Consider the following 15,437-nt stretch of genomic DNA (forward strand, 5'->3'; position numbering starts at 1 on the left):
GACCGCCCTGTCACGACACGCGGTCAGCGGAGAGCGACGTCCGAGGGCGAGAGCGCATGGGCCTCGGCAGAAGATGACTGTTGCAGGCGCGCGATGGCGTCGATCACCGCTGGTCGGTACTCGGGCCTGGCGGCGGACTCCAGGTCTCGCAGCGCGACCTGGACCCGCCGCTGGATGCGAGGACTGTCCTTTCCCCAGTGGCCGATCTCGTCGAAGGCCAGTGCCAGGTAGTCGTCGAACCGTGGCTGCGGAACCGTCAACAGGAGGCGCCCGTCGTCGGCTGTCCGCTGTCGCGGCGGCAAGGCACGGGTGGCCAGTCTGCGCGTGATGTCGTGGATGTGGTCCAGCGCCTGGACTGCTGTCGTCGGATCGTTGATCCCCGGGGAGAGGGCACGCTCAGCGATGTCGACGAGCTGACGCAGGCCGAAGCCGACGTCCTGGTCCATGCTGCGCTCGCGACCCAGGTGCACGGCTGCGTGCCAGAAGTCGTCCTGCAGGGTCGACTCGCCGCGCAGCTCCATGAGCGGGGCACCGGTGGCCACGAACTCGCCGACGGCGCGCAGGAGACGGATCGATCCGCCGTGGTTGTCGGCGGCGTCGGCGAGCGCTGCGTCGTCGAGCCACTGCAGCACCCCCGGTCGGTGGGCGGCGAGCGTGCGAACCGGACCGTCCGGCCAGAGGAGCGCCGGCTCGGGTTCGGCGTCTGCCGCGATGCGCTCGTCGAGGAGGGCTCGGGTGTCATCGGCGATCGAGCTCAGGATGGTCGCGGCGCGGATCGACTGGGCGATGTGGTGGATGTACGCCAGGAACACCAACACCGAGGTCAGGACGAGGGCGAAGGCCATCGTGACGCTGATCTGGGGAACGAACGGATCCACCTGCGCTGTGCCACGCACACCCCGGAGCACCACGAGCCCGTAGACGAAGGTCGCGACGAAGACCCCCAGGGCAACCTGGTTGAAACGGTCCCCGAGGAACGAGCGCAGGACCCTGGGCGAGAACTGGCTGCTCGTCAGCTGCAGGACCACGATGGTGATCGAGAAGACGAGGCCGGTGAACGAGATCATCGAGGTGATGATCGCGGCGAGCAGCGCGCGCGCGCTCTCCGGGCCGCCGGCGAACAGGAACGGCAGATGCAGCGAGGTGTCCAACGACTCGTCGACAGCGGTCACCCCGAGGGCGAGCACGGTCGCCGCGACGGCAAAGAGCAGGGGTATGGCCCAGAACCGCTGCGTCAAGCCCTTGATCGTTGCTGTCATCGGGTGGGGTCTTCCGACGCGTCGAAGAACACGAGGCTCCTTCGGCCGTGTGTGCTCGGACAGTACCGCGGTCACCGGGGGCAACGGGTGGTCGTTCGCGGACAGGTTGGCGCACCGGCGGATCCGTCGCACTGGGCTCGGGTCAGGACGGCGATGGTCATCGAACTGTCATACAGGGACTCGGTCCCCTGTCATGTGCGCTTGCGAGGGTGATGTGGTCAAGAAGAGCCACCTGCCCTGATGGGCCAGAGAGAGAGCCGAGGTTGAGCATGACCAACGCCAACATCGTCCTGGACAGCGCCAAGCGCATCGACGAGCGCACCTCCCACGCCATTGCGGCAGCGCAGCTGCGTGGAGAGGCCCGCGCCCCCGGGGGGCGTCCGCGTGAGATGATCCGCGGCATCGCCGTCGAGCTCGAACGACTGGGGTTGCGACCCAACCTCCCTGAGCTCGCACGGCGGTACAACGCCGGCCGGACCCGCCTCCCGGCGTGGCTGGCCGACCGCGACCGCACGACCACCTGAGCCGCCACCATCGGCATCCGGCCGAGCGCGCCTATTCCGCGGACGTGGTCCCGGCGGAAGGCGTCGGCTGCAGGAGCTCTGCGTAGTCGCCGGCCGTCAGGGGTCGGTCGGTCAGGGCACCGCCGGGCAGTGGTGCGGCGATTCGCGTGCCGTCGGAGGTGAGTACCACCTCATCGACGTCGGGCACGGACGCCACGGTGAGCACCAGCTGTCCGACCGCCAGTGGGAGCCTTCCGGCCCCGGTGGGCAGCTGCCCGGCCTGGATGTCGATGGTGGCCCTGGTGCCGGTGAACGAGGCGACGGACACCGTGACGTCGGCGCCCAGCGCCGTCGACCGCCCAGCGGCCCGGTCCTGCTCGGTGGGTCCGGCCACCAGCTGGCCCACGGTGCGTTGCAGGGTCTCCAACGACGACCCACCCTCGGGAACCGCCGCGGATCGCACCAGCACGTCATCCTTGATGAGGTACACGTGCGGACCCGAGCCGGCGGCCGAGGTCGGCGACGGGACGCTGGACGCCGACGGCGTCAGCAGTCCATAGGGGACGGACTCGATCGCCTCGACCGACGAGCTTCGTGGGGCCCCGCAGCCGACACAGACCGCGATGACGATCATCGTCACCCACGTCCGCGACCCACGTCCGAGCATCGTCATCGGACGTCCAGGTCCTCGGAACGCACACCGGGGAGGGCGATCACGAAGGTGGCACCGCCGCCGGGCGTCTCCTCGCACCAGACGGAACCGCCATACGCCCTGACGGTCTCGGCGACCAGGCTCAGGCCGAGGCCGGAGCCTGGCGCCGAGCCTCGCGAACCCACGCGCACGAAACGGTCGAAGACGCGGTCGCGCTCCGCCACGGGCACTCCGGGACCCCGGTCCACCACCCGAACCTGAACGCTGTCGCCGACCTCGCAGACCTCGACGGCGGCAACACCGCCGCCATGGGCGTCGGCGTTGTCGAGCAGGTTGACGAGAGCACGGTGCAGCTGCGCCTTGTCACCCACCACACCGAGGCCGGCCCGGCCGATGGAACGCGGGACGTGCGTGCGCATCGTGTCCTCCAGGGAGTGACGGACGAGCTCCTCGACCTGGACGACCTCTTCTCCACGCTGACGAACTCCTGCGTCGAGCCGACCGAGCTCGAGCAGCTGCTCGAGGGAGCGATGCAGGCGGCGCACCTCCCGCTCGACGAGCCGGATCGCGGCAGCACGTCGTTCGCTGCTGCCCTCGGCGGTGGACTCCAGGACGGCGATGCTCGTGATGAGCGTCGTCACCGGGGAGCGCAGCTCATGGGCGACGTCAGCGGCGAACCTGGCGTCACGCTGCATCCGCTCGTCGAGCGCTTCGACCATCGTGTTGAAGGAGCCGACGATGACGGCCAAATCCGGATCCGACGTCTCGGGGAGTCGGGTGGTCATCCTTCCGGCCGCGATGTCCGCGGAGGCGGATGCGACGCTCCCGAGCGGGGCGACGAGTCGTGCCGACGCCGACCCCCCGATGAGGCCGCCGCCGAGCGTCGTGGCCAGGGCGAAGCCTGCCAGAACGAGGGCGAGGGTGCTCAGGGTGGACTGGAGCTCGGTCGTGGGCGTCAGCTCGTAGAACTCGACCCCGACACTGGGGATGGGGACACCCACGAGGACGGCGGGTTCGCCACCGAGGCTCGTCCACGTTCGCGCCGCCTTCCCCTCCGAGACGAGGCGTCGCACCGCGATCGGGACGTCGTCGGCGTCGGAGTCCAGCGTGGAGGAGTACCACTGCCCGTTCCGGTTGACGACGACGACGGCCCCTGGCGGGGGCGAGGTCTGGTCGAGGACGTCGCTGACGGTGGCGCCGGCGGTGAGCAGGCCTTCTCGCGCCAACGCCGCATCGACGAAGGTCTGTCGCGCTGCCGTCGTCTCGCGCTGTTCGACCAGGTAGTGGCGCGCGGTCAGGTAGGTGCCGATGGACAGGAGGGATGAGATCGCGAGCGCCAGCGCCGCGAAGGACACGGTGGCCCTGGTTCGGATCCCCAGCGGGAGCCGAAGGCTCACGCCGGGTCCAGGCGGTAGCCGAGACCGCGAACGGTGACGAGGAGACGCGGGTCGGAGGCGGTGGTCTCGATCTTCGTCCGCAGGCGACGCACGTGGACGTCGACGATGCGCTCGTCCCCGAAGTACCCGTGGTCCCACACCCGCTCGAGGAGGACCTGACGACTGAGGACCCGCCCCGCGGACGTGGCGAGCTCACGAAGCAGATGGAACTCGGTGACCGTCACGTGCACCTCGTCGTCGCCGCGACGGACGACTCCTGCGCCGAGGTCGAGGACGAGGGGTCCGTTGGAGGAGTCGAGGACGACGACGTCCTCGCTGTCCCGTGACGAGTCCGTTGGTGACGACGGAGCCCGACGGCGCAGGGCACGCAGCCGAGCACTGACCTCCTTGATCTCGAAGGGCTTGGTGACGTAGTCGTCGGCTCCGGCCTCGAGGGCCGCGACGATGTCGTGCGTGTCCCCCTTGGCGCTGAGGACGATGACCGGCACGTCGGACCGGCGACGGATCTCACGGATGAAGGTGAACCCGTCCATCCCCCCGAGCATGAGGTCCACGAGGAACAGGTTGATCTCACCCAGGGACTCCTCCGCCAGAGCCGACTCGGCGTCGGCGAACGTCCGCACCTCGTAGCCCTCGTCCTCCAGCGCCATCGCGAGCAACGCCCGGATGCCGTCGTCGTCCTCGAGGACCAGAAGCCTGATGGGCATCCGACGAGTGTGCCAGCCCCTTCGCGTGCACAGGCCGACGCTCACTGCGGATCGGCACTTCGTCATAAAACTGCAAAGTAGTGGCCCGGCTCCCTGACATCTCTCGGTGCCAACCTGCACGGATGGCACTCCCCCCTCCACCTGGTCGCACAGTCAGGGTCCTACGGGTCTCGCCCGGCAGCGGTCAGCGAAGCGCCGACGTCCTGACGTTGCGCACCCTGGTCGCAGACAGTGCCAGGACGGGCCAGGGCGTCCAGGTCGACCTCTCGGACGTGGGTCGCGTGACCTCCGCCACGGTTGCCACCATCCTCTGGGCGCGTCGGTGCTGCGCCCTGCGGAACGTGGAGTTCACGGTCGTCGGAGAGCGAGGCGACACCCGGCGGCTGTTGCGGCACTGTGGGGTCCTGCCCGATCGGCGGCAGAGACCGTGACGAGCCACATCGTCGGTGACGCGCTCACGCGCACCGAGACGTTCTCCGGATGGACCGTGACGGTCGCGGAGTACCCCAAGGGAGTGGCTCGGATCGACCATCGCCCTCGGCTCACGCAGGTCGTCGTCAGTGACCAGCTCGACGACGAGCCGGACGGACCCGACCCGTGCTACGCCGCAGCCGCGTGCACACCGGACGGTGAGCTCCTGGTCGCCGTCCGTTGCGCACCTCCCGCGCTCGTTGTGACCCCGACTGGGTGCCGAACACGACCCAGTGACGGCTCGGGACACGACAGCGAGTTCCCGCTCCCCTCCGAGCGGCTGATCCTCCTGTCCTGCAGCGCCTTCGAAGCGGTGTCCGACCTGCTCGTCGAAGGGGTCCGCACCACGCCCGACCGGCTGTTGGACGAGGCTCCCGCGGCGCTCCTGATCGCCCTGCTCGGTCTCGGTGGCACCGGCGCCGGCGCCGTCATCGACCACCACCCGACGAAGGGCCAGCCATGACACCGAGCAGGGCCTTCCTCCAAGCACTGTCGGACGAGCGGACCATCGAAGCCCTCCACCTGCGGCTCGCACGGACCGCCGAGGACGCCACCGAGGCTCTCGACCGGCTCGCGGACCTGGCCGAGATCGAGGCCGCTGCATTGTCCGTTCCGCACGCCGACGCTCCTGACTGAGCAGGGCGAAACGCCTCGCATCCCACAGGGGGGCGCCCGTCTGACGGAGGAGATGCACGTGGGGCTGCACTAGGGTAGGAACCGGTGAGCCGGGAAGTCTGGTCGGCATCTCACAGCCGACCCTGCACCCGCCGACGCGAGGTGCCGTAGACGAAGGACCTTTGTGGCCTTGTCCCGGAAACCATCCACACCCACCCTGTTTGCCCGAGGGAGCTGGCCAGAGGTCTCTCGGGTCAGCGACGTCCTCCGACGCGAGACCGTCGGTGGGGCCCTGCTGCTCGCCGCGACCGTCATCGCCCTGACGTGGGCCAACTCGCCATGGTCCGACTCCTACGCGAGCCTTCGCGAGGTCACGGTGGGACCGGAGGCATGGCACCTCGACCTGTCGCTGGGGACGTGGGCCGCGGACGGCCTGCTGGCCATCTTCTTCTTCGTCGCAGGCCTGGAGCTCAAGCGGGAGTTCGTCGCCGGAGACCTACGGGAGCCACGGCGGGCGGCGCTCCCCGTCGCGGCGGCGCTCGGCGGGATGATCGTCCCTGCTGTCCTGTTCGTCGTCGTCAACCTCACGGCCGGTGGGGACGCGCTGCAGGGGTGGGCCATCCCGACCGCCACCGACATTGCGTTCGCCCTCGCTGTGCTGGCGGTGGTCGGCACCTACCTCCCCGCGGCGCTGCGGACCTTCCTGTTGACCTTGGCGGTCGTGGACGACCTCTTCGCCATCACGATCATCGCGCTGTTCTACACGCGCGAGCTCGATGTCGTGCTCCTCCTGGCCGCCCTCGTGCCCTTGGCGCTCTTCACCTTGCTCGTGCAGCGCCGGGTGCGGTCATGGTGGCTCCTGCTCCCCCTCGCTGGACTCACGTGGGGTCTCGTCCATGCCTCGGGCGTTCACGCGACGGTCGCCGGTGTCCTCCTCGGCTTCGCGGTGCCGGTGCTTCGCAGCCGCGCCGCCGGAGGGCCGGAGGCCGGACCGGGCCTCGCCGAGCACTTCGAGCACCGGTTCCGTCCAATCTCCACAGGGTTCGCCGTCCCGGTCTTCGCCTTCTTCGCCGCTGGCGTGACGGTCGGCGGGTTCGGGGGCTTCGCGGAATCGCTCCGCGACAGCGTCGCCATCGGCATCGTCGCGGGGCTCGTCCTGGGAAAGACCGTCGGGATCTTCGGTGCCACCTTCCTCATGGCCCGCTTCACGAGGGCAACGCTCGACCGGCATCTGTCGTGGACCGACGTCTTGGGTCTGGCCATGCTCGCTGGGGTGGGGTTCACCGTGTCGCTGCTCATCGGTGAGCTCGCCTTCGGCGTCGGAAGCGAGCGGGACGAGCACGTGAAGGTGGCGGTGCTCACGGGATCCCTTCTCTCGGCCGTCATGGCGTCGCTGGTCCTCCGCTCCCGCAACCGGACCTACCGACAGCTGTGTGCCTTGGAGAGCGTGGACTCCGACGGGGACGGCACCCCCGACGTCTACGAAATCGCAGCCGACGGGAGACCAGGGTCGGCGCCGCACCCCGGTGGGAGCTGATGGCGACGGCCTTCGTCTGCGGAGAAAGAACCTGCACATGTTACGGAGTTCTGACGGGGTCACCCCAGGGCTGGCGCGATCGACCGGCGATGGGTTGGACTGGCCTCGTGACCCCGTCAGACAGGAACCGGATGCGTCCGAGGCCGGTCAGGTTCGGGAGTGCCGTCGCGGCGCTGGGGACCCTGCTGGTCGTCACGGCCTGCGGCGCGACGACGACGCCGCCGCCGTCCGAAGGCACCTCCAAGGCTCCAGCCACGTCCTCGACCACGAACACGCCCGCTCCCGGAAGCTCCCCCATGTCACCGCCCGACGGCGCGGCAGCAGGCGCCTACCTGTCGAAGGCCGACTATGCCGAGCAGGCGGTGTCCCGAGCGGGGACCACGGTCGTCTACTTCTTCCACGCGCCGTGGTGCCCCACCTGCCGAGCAACCGAGAAGGCCATCGGCCGTGACGGCATCCCTGCCGGCCTCACCCCCGTCAAGGTCGACTTCGACACCGAGAACGACCTGCGCAAGAAGTACGGGGTCACCACCCAGCACACCTTCGTGCAGGTCGACCCGTCGGGTGCCGAGCTCGCGAAGTGGACCGGCTCGATCGGTGGCGCGGAGATCCTCGCCAAGACGATCTGAGGTGCTCTTGGCACTCCTTGGGGCCGTCCTCGCCGGGGCCCTGACCACGCTGGCGCCCTGTGCCCTCTCGCTCCTGCCGGTCGTTGTCGGGGGGTCGATCTCCGGGGCCGCCGACGCGCACGCGGTGCGTCGGGCGGTCATCGTGACCGCCTCACTGGGCGCGTCGGTGTTCGTGTTCACCCTCGCCCTTCGAGCGACCACCGCGCTGATCGACGTCCCGCCTGCGGTGTGGCGGTGGGTCAGCGGCGGTCTCCTCATCGCCCTGGGCGTGACGGCGGTGTTCCCCGAGGTCTGGGACCGAGTGTCCACCACGACTGGATTCGCGCGGGGCAGCGCGCGCGGTCTGGCCGCGGCGCACCGGCGGGAGGGAGGGCTCGGGGCCGTGCTCACAGGGCTGGCCCTTGGGCCGGTGTTCACCTCGTGCAGCCCGTTGTTCGGGTACGTCGTGGTCACCGTGCTGCCCGCCGAGCCGGCCCGTGGTCTCGCGCTGCTCACCGCCTACGTCCTCGGCCTCGTGGGAGTGCTCCTTCCCATTGCCGTGCTCGGTCAGCGCGCTGTGCGCAGGCTGCGCTGGGCGGCCGACCCGCGCTCGTGGCTCCGGCGCGTCGTGGGCGCGCTCTTCGTGGTGATCGGCCTGCTCGTGGCCACCGGTCTCATGCAGGGCCTCGAGACCTGGGTGCTGGAGCACTCACCGATCGCCCCGTGGGAGATCGGTGCCGACCTCGTGCAATAGCGGCGATGGCAAGAGCACAGCGGCGGGGTGCGCGGCTCACCCGCTCATCGGGTTGGTCAGGCCATTGACAGGAAGAGCTTCTCGAGGGTTGCGGCATCTTCGTCGGTCATGCCGTCGGGGGAGGTGACGCAGCCGCGCAGGCCGGAGGAGACGATGGCGAAGCCGGCGCGGTCGAGGGCCTTCTTCGCGGCGACGAGCTGCTGGACGACGTCCTTGCAGTCATGGCCTTCTTCGATGAGGCGGACGACGCCACCGATCTGGCCTTGGGCGCGCTTGAGTCGGTTGATGACGGGGGTCATGTCGTCGGTGGCCAGGACAACCATGGCGGGGGTTCCCTTCGGGTGCAGTGGGGCTGGGTTGGTCAGGAGAGGGGGGTGCCGCCGAGGGCGGTGAGCGCGGCGAGGAGTCGGGTGCGGGCGTCGTCGGCGACCGGTGCCAGGGCGGGGTTGCCGGTGAGCGTGACCATCGTGGCAGGGTCCATCGCTTCGACGACGGTGTGGTCGCCCTCGGCGCGGATGACGACGTTGCAGGGCAGCAGGAGTCCGATGGAGGGCTCGGCGGTGACGGCTGCGTGGGCCAGCGGGGGGCGGCAGGCGCCGAGGATGAGGTGGGGTGGGATGTCGGCGCCGATCTTCTCGCGCAAGGTGGCGGCGAGGTCGATCCCGGTGAGGATTCCGAAGCCCTGCTCGGCCAGTGCGGCCCGGGTCTTCGTTGCTGTGTTCTCCACCGATCCGGCGACGGTGGTGGACAGGGCGTAGGTCGTGGCGTTGCTCATGCGCTGGCCTTCTTCGTGTCGATGTCGGCGCGCACCGTATCCATGTCCAGGGCCCGGACCGAGGCGATGAGGGACTCCAGCGCCGCGGCCGGCAGGGCGCCGGGCTGGCTGAACACCAGGATCCCTTCGCGGAAGACCATGAGGGTGGGGATAGAGGTGATCCGTGCGGCGGCCGCGAGGGACTGCTCGGCCTCGGTGTCGACCTTGGCGAAGACGATGTCGGGGTGCTGCTGCGACGCGGCCTCGAAAACCGGCGCGAACTGCCGGCAGGGGCCGCACCACGACGCCCAGAAGTCCACGACGACGGTGTCGTTGGTGGTGATCGCCTCCTCGAACGTCGTGGCGGTCAGGGCGGTGGTGGCCATCCGTGCTCCTTGTGGCTGAGATGAGATCTCGATTTGACGGGGATACTCCCCTATGTATTACCGTCACTCTATCGGATACTCCCCTATGTATCAATCCAGCAGGTTGGGCCACCCGGGCCCCGTGAGGAGACGGACCACCCATGACGAACTCGCCAGCCCCCGCGGCGTCCGAGCCGGTCATCATCCCCATCGACACCCCCTCGCTCGGCGACCGCTCCTACCTGGTCCACGACGGCGACGTCGCGTTCGTCGTGGACCCGCAGCGTGACATCGACCGCGTGCTCGCGATCGCCGACGAAGAGGACGTGCGGATCACGCACGTGTTCGAGACCCACATCCACAACGACTACGTCACCGGGGGACTGGCCCTGGCGCAGCACACCGGCGCGAGCTACCACGTCAACGCCGCCGACGACGTCGGTTTCGAGCGCACCCCTGTCCGTGACGGCGACGTCGTCGAGGTCTCCCCCACGCTTCGGGTCCGGGCCATCGCGACCCCTGGCCACACCTTCACCCACCTGTCGTACGCGTTGGAGTCCACCGAATCCGCCGACGACCCGGAGGTCGTCGCGGTCTTCACCGGGGGAGCCCTGCTGTACGGCACGACCGGACGACCCGACCTGCTCGGACAGGAGCACACCCACGACCTGGTCCACCACCAGTACGGCTCCGCCCGACACCTCGCCGCCGAGCTCCCAGACCAGGCTGCGGTCCTGCCCACGCACGGCTTCGGCTCCTTCTGCTCCCCCGGATCCTCGTGCAGCGCGACGTCCTCCACGATCGGCGACCAGAAGCGGTCCAACCCGGTCCTGACCCGAGCCGAGGAGGACTGGGTGCAGCAGACCCTCGCCGACCTCGAGGCCTACCCGGCCTACTACGTGCACATGGCGCCCGCCAACAGCGCCGGCCCGGCCGAGCCCGACCTGTCGGCGCCGCGCACGGCCGACCGCGACGCCATCGCCGCCAGCGTCGGCGCCGGGGAATGGGTCGTCGACCTGCGCACCCGCACCGCGTTCGCCGCCGGACACGTCACCGGTACCCTCAACATCGGCCTCGACGGCCAGTTCGCCACCTACGTCGGCTGGCTCATCCCGTGGGGAACCCCCCTCACCCTGCTCGGCGACAGCGCGGAACAGGTCGCCGACGCCCAGCGCGAGCTGGTCCGCATCGGCATCGACCACCTCGAAGGCGCCGCCACCGGGTCACCCCCGGACTGGACCGCAACGCCGTTGGGCAGCTTCGAGCGCGCCGCCTTCGCCGACCTCGCCCAGGTCCGCCACCACCGCCACGTCGTCGTCCTCGACGTCCGGCGCGAGTCCGAGCACACCGACGCCCACATCGAGGGCGCCGTGAACATCCCCATCCACCAGATCCTCACCAGCGTCGACGAGGTTCCCGCGGGAGAGGTGTGGGTGCACTGCGCCGGCGGCTACCGCGCCTCCATCGCGGCATCAGTCCTGGCCGCCCACGGCCGCCACGTCGTCGCCATCGACGACGACTTCGCCCAGCACGCCGGCTCGGCCGGACTCCCCCTGACCTCCGCCGCCTAGCGGCCGGACCCACACCCCCACACCAAGGAGAACCACCATGTGCCGACCCGCCACCTGCAAGGTCTGCAGCAAGTCCACCTGGGCCGGCTGCGGCCAGCACGTCGACCAGGTCATGGCCGGCGTGCCCCGCACCGACCGCTGCCCCGGCCACACCGACGCCAAGCGCGCCGCAGCCTCCGGCCCCAGCCTGCTCAACCGTATGCTCCGCCGCCCCTGACCCCCCAGACCGCGGGACGGACCCCTCCCCTCGCGTCCGTCCCGCCCGCCCGGCGCAACCCCTGTCCCTGCCGCCGGGCGCCCGGGGGCGGAGGCTGCATGACACGCCTTCGCCCCCGGGACCTCACTTCAAGGAGTACGTCCGTGACCGTCCTCGCCGTCCCCGTCGCCCTCGCCGTCGGGCTCGTCATCGGCGCCTTGGGTGGGGGCGGCGCGATCCTCACCGTCCCCGCCCTGGTGCACCTGCTCGGACAGTCACCACATCAGGCAACCACCAGCTCGCTGGTCATCGTCGGCACCACCTCGCTCATCGCGATGGTCCCCCACGCCCGGCAAGGCAACATCCGTGTCGGGCAAGGACTGGCCTTCGGCCTCCTGGGAGTCGCCGGCGCCCTCGCCGGGAGCGCCGTCAGCGCCCGCATCCGTGGTGAGGTCCTGCTCCTGACCTTCGCCGGCCTCATGCTCGTCGTCGCCGCCCTCATGGTCCGCAGGGCACTCTCCCCCGCCACCGGCGACCCGGACGAGCCCACAGAACCGATGCTGACCCTGCGCCCCCTGACCTGCGCCTGCCCCCGCGTGGTCAAGGTCGTCGTCACCGCCACCGCGGTCGGCCTGCTCACCGGGCTGCTCGGGGTCGGTGGAGGGTTCATCCTCGTTCCCGCCCTCGTCCTCGCCCTGTCCCTGCCGATGCCAGCGGCCGTCGGGACCTCGCTTCTCGTCATCGCCGTCAACTCCGCTACCGCCTTCGCCGCCCGCCTCACCCTCACTCCAGAGCCGATCGACTGGCAACTCATCGCCGCATTCACCACCGTTGCCGCGTTCGGAAGCCTCGCCGGCGCCCGACTGTCCACCAAGCTCCCCGCCCGTGCGCAGACCGTGGCCTTCGCCGCCCTCCTGACCCTCGTGGCGACCTACACCGCAGCGGCCACCCTCCTCTGACCGCACCGCGACCCACCCTTGTCGCGGCTCCGCCTCGTCGCCCCCCTCCCCCACCACCCGCAGGACCCCGGAGCCTGGCGCCCCCGCGGCCAGCCGACAGCCCCTGAAGTCGAACCATCGAAGTGCCACACACCTAATGCACCCCGGGTCCGAGAAGCGTTGTGACGGAACCCGTTCTGCCCGATCTCGACCACACCATGGAGTGACCCTCAACGTTCCACCTGACGCCTATGGAGTCAGAAACGTTAGGGAGGCTCCGAGATGGACGAACAGTTCAAGAACCCGAAGGCGCACCTGCGTGCGCTTGAGCGTCGCGCGGCTCGCCGCGGCCAAGCCCGGCTAATTCGCCTGCGCGACGAGCGCCGGGAGCTCGCCCGGCTCGATCGAATCGCGAGACGGGTCCCAAAGGATCGTGGCGTCGTCACCTGCGGCTGGTGTGGTACGAGCATCAAGGTCGCGCGGGTTGGGCGGATGCCGAAGTGGTGCTCATCCGCGTGCCGGCACCGCGCCTGGGAACAGCGGCGAGCGGCAGAGTCCGGCCTGGTCGCCGTCGAGGTGGTCGATCGCGCCGTTGAGGTGATCCGTGAGGTCACCAAGACCGAGACCGTCCCGGTCGTCGTCTCTCCAACCTCCGCGACGCACTGGTCCGAGTTGCTTACGACATTGGCCGACCGCCTCGACCAAGGCCGCATTTACGACCGCGACGTCTCCGAGCTGCTCCCCGCCATGTCTGCGCTGATCCTCGCCTTCAACCGACGCGCCCGCTGACCCCGCACCTCAAAGTCGTCACAACGACTCGGTCACGGGCTTCGTCCCTCCCCCTTGACCTGCGGTTTCACCTTGGCCATCACGCTTCGTCCCTACTCAAACCGCGGGGCGCAGGGCGCGCTCAAGGTCAGCCTGGGGCATTGCGAACTAGCGCTGGCGCTCCTCACGGTCGCTCGTGTCATCCTCAGCACGTGACCCCCCGTTCTCGCCGCTCCGCTTCCACGCCCGTGGTGTCCCGCCGACCCGATCCGCTCGTCTGGGCCGAAGCTCTGAAGCAAGCCGGTGGAAACGCCCGCCGCCTCAAGCTCCTCGACGACGGAACCGTCCTAGTGCTCCGCAGCACCGGACGCTGACTGCCCTCTCCACAGTCGTCCCAACGACTCAGCCCCGATCAGGGGTGCAGTGGCCGTGTGCACGTTTGCCTGGGCTTCGAATTCGCCCGGTGCAGTTGCATTGAGCGGGTGCTCGCGCGGGTGCCCTGATTGGATTCGCGCTGACTGCGGCATGTGCGTCCTTAGGGCGCAGCGTGTCGTACGGCGGGACGAACGCAGGATCGCTAGCCGCCAATGAGCCCTAGTGGGGTTGCGCCGTCATCCGTCGCCTGGCCCGACAGTGCCCGCCTCGCAGCGCAGCCTCAACATCGCCGCCTGGTCCAAGGCTGAGCGTGTGGTTAGGGACCACAGTCGATGCCCGGACCACATCAGTAGGTTGGCGCGGCGGGTTCGTCGAGGAACTGCTCGAGGGTGTGCCAGCCACCTGAGTGGTAGGCGGTGGAGAGGATGGTGCCGACGTAGCGGTAGTGCCATGGCTCGCTGTTGTAGCCGGTCACCGTGGTGTAGCCGGTCTCGTAGCGCAGGATGTAGCCGTACTTCCAGGCGTTCTTCTTCAGCCAGGCGCCTTGGGGTGTGTTGCCGATGCAGTTGTGTTGGCTGCAGCTGGCGTCACCCACGGGGGCGATGTCGAGACTGAGGCCGCTTTGGTGTTCGCTGTAGCCCGGACGCGCGATCCACTTGTCGGCGTAGGCCTGACCATTGGTGGCGACGCGGTTCCGGTAGACGCTGGACTGTGTGCTGTAGGACCGGTAGCCGCTGGCGATCTTCATCCGCCCGGCGCCCTCGGTACGGGCGGCGGTGAACATCCGCGAGAGGGAACTCGCCGCTGCGCGGCGCAGGCGGGCCCCGTTGGGGTAGGTCACATCGGGCGTGACGAGGTCTGAAGGCACGTAGGTTTTCGGCCGCAGTGGGTTCTTCTTGTTCACCAGCACCCACGCACTGTTGGCGGCGGTGATGCTGCTGCAGGCCGTGAGCTTTCCCACGAGGCTGCGCAGAGATCCTTCGCCACCGAGCAGTGCCAAGCGAGTGGTGGTTGCGCCGAGCAGCGGGGTACGCGCTGTGTCCGGGACGCAGTGCGGCGCGCTGTAGTACAGCGGCCGCTTCTTCGTGCCTGCGAGGAAGCCACCGGCCATGGCGTTGACGAAGTCGCGGCCGTTGGCCACGTACGACGTCCCTGCTGTCAGCTCGGGGTGGGCGCTCGCGTTGATGCGCGCCGCTACCGCGTAGCGGTCTGTGCCGGTCGCGCGGGTGACGTGGTCCGCGCCGAGAGTGGCCTTGAGTTGTTTCTCGATACCAGCGGAGACGGCGGCGGTGCCGCCCACGATGGTGACCGAGGTGACCTCGAGGTCTGCCAGGAGCGACATCGGCGCGACGGGGAGGCTGGCAGCCGCGCCGTCGATGGTGATCAGTGGTTCCCGAAGCGAGCCGGCTGCCGGGCCTGCGGCGATGCCGTCGGTCCACACTCGTCCCGTGGTGATCCAGGCGTGGCTCACCGGCTCGCGGAAGGCATGTCGCACGAGCGCCTGGGCGGTCTGGTAGCGACTGCTCCCTCCGACTCGCACCACGTCGGCGGCATACTTCTTGGCCTGGGCCAGGACCGTGCCGGAGACAGTGTCGGCAGGACCGACGACGACGATCTGCTCGGGGTGTAGTCGCGCGAGCTCGGTAGCGACGACCGAGGGGATGCCGTCCGGTCGGGTGAGCAGCACGGCGGCGCTGTCGTTGACGGCGGCGGGGGTGGCGCTCAGTGAGTGCCACGGGCTGGTGCCCGAGACGAGATATACAGTCTTTGCCTGGGTGTCGGCAGGAAACGCCGCATGTGATGCCGCGACTGATGTCGCGTATCGGTCGACACCTGCCACGCGCGAGACGCTCGGGGCGCTGACCATGGGCGCAGACGCCGCGAGGATGCCGGCCGTGGCCGGCGTCGGTGCTGCGGCAAGAGCCAGGACGAGGCTTGAGGCAGTGGCGAGCGCGAGGGTGTCCCGC

The 15,437-nt window shown here is 69.6% G+C and carries 18 protein-coding genes; 10 read left to right on the forward strand and 8 right to left on the reverse strand.

Annotation, left to right across the window (positions count from 1 at the left end; all coding sequences use genetic code 11):
• Window positions 1-23 precede the first annotated feature (23 nt).
• Window positions 24-1,259 carry a DUF2254 domain-containing protein gene (locus ACFWN3_RS06760; RefSeq protein ID WP_377644629.1) on the reverse strand — a complete coding sequence of 412 codons (1,236 nt, stop codon included), beginning with the start codon at window positions 1,257-1,259 and terminating at the stop codon, window positions 24-26.
• 269 nt (window positions 1,260-1,528) lie between these two features.
• Here ACFWN3_RS06760 and ACFWN3_RS06765 point away from each other — a divergent pair, with 269 nt between their 5' ends.
• Window positions 1,529-1,783, forward strand: coding sequence for a hypothetical protein (locus tag ACFWN3_RS06765; protein ID WP_377644631.1), 255 nt, complete (start codon window positions 1,529-1,531; stop codon window positions 1,781-1,783).
• Window positions 1,784-1,814: 31 nt separating this feature from the next.
• Here the strand turns inward: ACFWN3_RS06765 and ACFWN3_RS06770 are convergent, their stop codons facing one another.
• From ACFWN3_RS06770 to ACFWN3_RS06780, 3 genes are read right to left on the reverse strand one after another with little or no spacing between them, the layout of a single operon-like run.
• Window positions 1,815-2,435 carry a GerMN domain-containing protein gene (locus ACFWN3_RS06770; protein ID WP_377644633.1) on the reverse strand — a complete coding sequence of 207 codons (621 nt, stop codon included), beginning with the start codon at window positions 2,433-2,435 and terminating at the stop codon, window positions 1,815-1,817.
• Window positions 2,432-3,811, reverse strand: a complete 1,380-nt coding sequence (locus ACFWN3_RS06775; protein ID WP_377644635.1) for an ATP-binding protein — start codon at window positions 3,809-3,811, stop codon at window positions 2,432-2,434. The genes ACFWN3_RS06770 and ACFWN3_RS06775 overlap by 4 nt, the downstream gene beginning before the upstream one ends.
• A complete protein-coding gene (locus tag ACFWN3_RS06780) occupies window positions 3,808-4,518 on the reverse strand; it encodes a response regulator (RefSeq protein ID WP_377644637.1) in 711 nt (236 codons plus the stop codon). The genes ACFWN3_RS06775 and ACFWN3_RS06780 overlap by 4 nt, the downstream gene beginning before the upstream one ends.
• A 487-nt stretch (window positions 4,519-5,005) precedes the next feature.
• On the opposite strand from ACFWN3_RS06780, the gene ACFWN3_RS06785 reads away from it, so the two are divergent.
• The 5 genes from ACFWN3_RS06785 (at window position 5,006) to ACFWN3_RS06805 (ending at window position 8,503) form a co-directional block, all read left to right on the forward strand.
• Complete coding sequence (locus tag ACFWN3_RS06785; RefSeq protein ID WP_377644639.1) at window positions 5,006-5,452, forward strand: hypothetical protein; 447 nt, start codon at window positions 5,006-5,008, stop codon at window positions 5,450-5,452.
• Entirely contained in the window at window positions 5,449-5,625 is a 177-nt protein-coding gene (locus ACFWN3_RS06790) for a hypothetical protein (RefSeq protein ID WP_377644641.1), read from the forward strand. The genes ACFWN3_RS06785 and ACFWN3_RS06790 overlap by 4 nt, the downstream gene beginning before the upstream one ends.
• A gap of 163 nt (window positions 5,626-5,788) precedes the next feature.
• Window positions 5,789-7,141, forward strand: coding sequence for a Na+/H+ antiporter NhaA (gene nhaA / locus ACFWN3_RS06795; protein WP_377644642.1), 1,353 nt, complete (start codon window positions 5,789-5,791; stop codon window positions 7,139-7,141).
• A gap of 296 nt (window positions 7,142-7,437) precedes the next feature.
• Window positions 7,438-7,770, forward strand: a complete 333-nt coding sequence (locus tag ACFWN3_RS06800) for a thioredoxin family protein (protein ID WP_377644643.1) — start codon at window positions 7,438-7,440, stop codon at window positions 7,768-7,770.
• 1 nt (window position 7,771) lies between these two features.
• On the forward strand, window positions 7,772-8,503 hold the full coding sequence (locus ACFWN3_RS06805) for a cytochrome c biogenesis CcdA family protein (protein ID WP_377644645.1): 732 nt from the start codon (window positions 7,772-7,774) through the stop codon (window positions 8,501-8,503).
• A gap of 56 nt (window positions 8,504-8,559) precedes the next feature.
• Here the strand turns inward: ACFWN3_RS06805 and ACFWN3_RS06810 are convergent, their stop codons facing one another.
• From ACFWN3_RS06810 to trxA, 3 genes are read right to left on the reverse strand one after another with little or no spacing between them, the layout of a single operon-like run.
• Entirely contained in the window at window positions 8,560-8,826 is a 267-nt protein-coding gene (locus ACFWN3_RS06810) for a metal-sensitive transcriptional regulator (protein ID WP_377644646.1), read from the reverse strand.
• A 38-nt stretch (window positions 8,827-8,864) separates the two neighbouring features.
• The gene (locus ACFWN3_RS06815) at window positions 8,865-9,278 is read right to left on the reverse strand and encodes a DUF302 domain-containing protein (RefSeq protein WP_377644648.1); all 414 of its coding nucleotides are present in this window, start codon (window positions 9,276-9,278) and stop codon (window positions 8,865-8,867) included.
• Window positions 9,275-9,643, reverse strand: a complete 369-nt coding sequence (gene trxA, locus ACFWN3_RS06820; protein WP_377644649.1) for a thioredoxin — start codon at window positions 9,641-9,643, stop codon at window positions 9,275-9,277. Before trxA ends, ACFWN3_RS06815 begins: the two co-directional genes overlap by 4 nt.
• Before the next feature lie 140 nt (window positions 9,644-9,783).
• Between trxA and ACFWN3_RS06825 the strand changes: the two genes are divergently transcribed.
• The 4 genes from ACFWN3_RS06825 to ACFWN3_RS06840 all read left to right on the forward strand — a co-directional run bounded on the left by ACFWN3_RS06825 (window position 9,784) and on the right by ACFWN3_RS06840 (window position 13,116).
• Window positions 9,784-11,193, forward strand: coding sequence for a rhodanese-like domain-containing protein (locus ACFWN3_RS06825; RefSeq protein ID WP_377644650.1), 1,410 nt, complete (start codon window positions 9,784-9,786; stop codon window positions 11,191-11,193).
• Window positions 11,194-11,230: 37 nt separating this feature from the next.
• Window positions 11,231-11,410: a hypothetical protein gene (locus ACFWN3_RS06830; protein ID WP_377644652.1), complete on the forward strand. Its 180-nt coding sequence runs from the start codon at window positions 11,231-11,233 to the stop codon at window positions 11,408-11,410.
• Between the two features lie 143 nt (window positions 11,411-11,553).
• Window positions 11,554-12,348 carry a sulfite exporter TauE/SafE family protein gene (locus ACFWN3_RS06835; protein WP_377644654.1) on the forward strand — a complete coding sequence of 265 codons (795 nt, stop codon included), beginning with the start codon at window positions 11,554-11,556 and terminating at the stop codon, window positions 12,346-12,348.
• A 261-nt stretch (window positions 12,349-12,609) separates the two neighbouring features.
• The gene (locus tag ACFWN3_RS06840) at window positions 12,610-13,116 is read left to right on the forward strand and encodes a hypothetical protein (RefSeq protein WP_377644655.1); all 507 of its coding nucleotides are present in this window, start codon (window positions 12,610-12,612) and stop codon (window positions 13,114-13,116) included.
• A 700-nt stretch (window positions 13,117-13,816) separates the two neighbouring features.
• Here ACFWN3_RS06840 and ACFWN3_RS06845 read toward each other — a convergent pair.
• Window positions 13,817-15,310, reverse strand: a complete 1,494-nt coding sequence (locus ACFWN3_RS06845) for a D-alanyl-D-alanine carboxypeptidase family protein (RefSeq protein ID WP_377644657.1) — start codon at window positions 15,308-15,310, stop codon at window positions 13,817-13,819.
• Window positions 15,311-15,437 lie beyond the last annotated feature (127 nt).

The organism is Oryzobacter terrae, assembly GCF_042756445.1.
Classification (GTDB): Bacteria; Actinomycetota; Actinomycetes; order Actinomycetales; family Dermatophilaceae; genus Oryzobacter; species Oryzobacter terrae.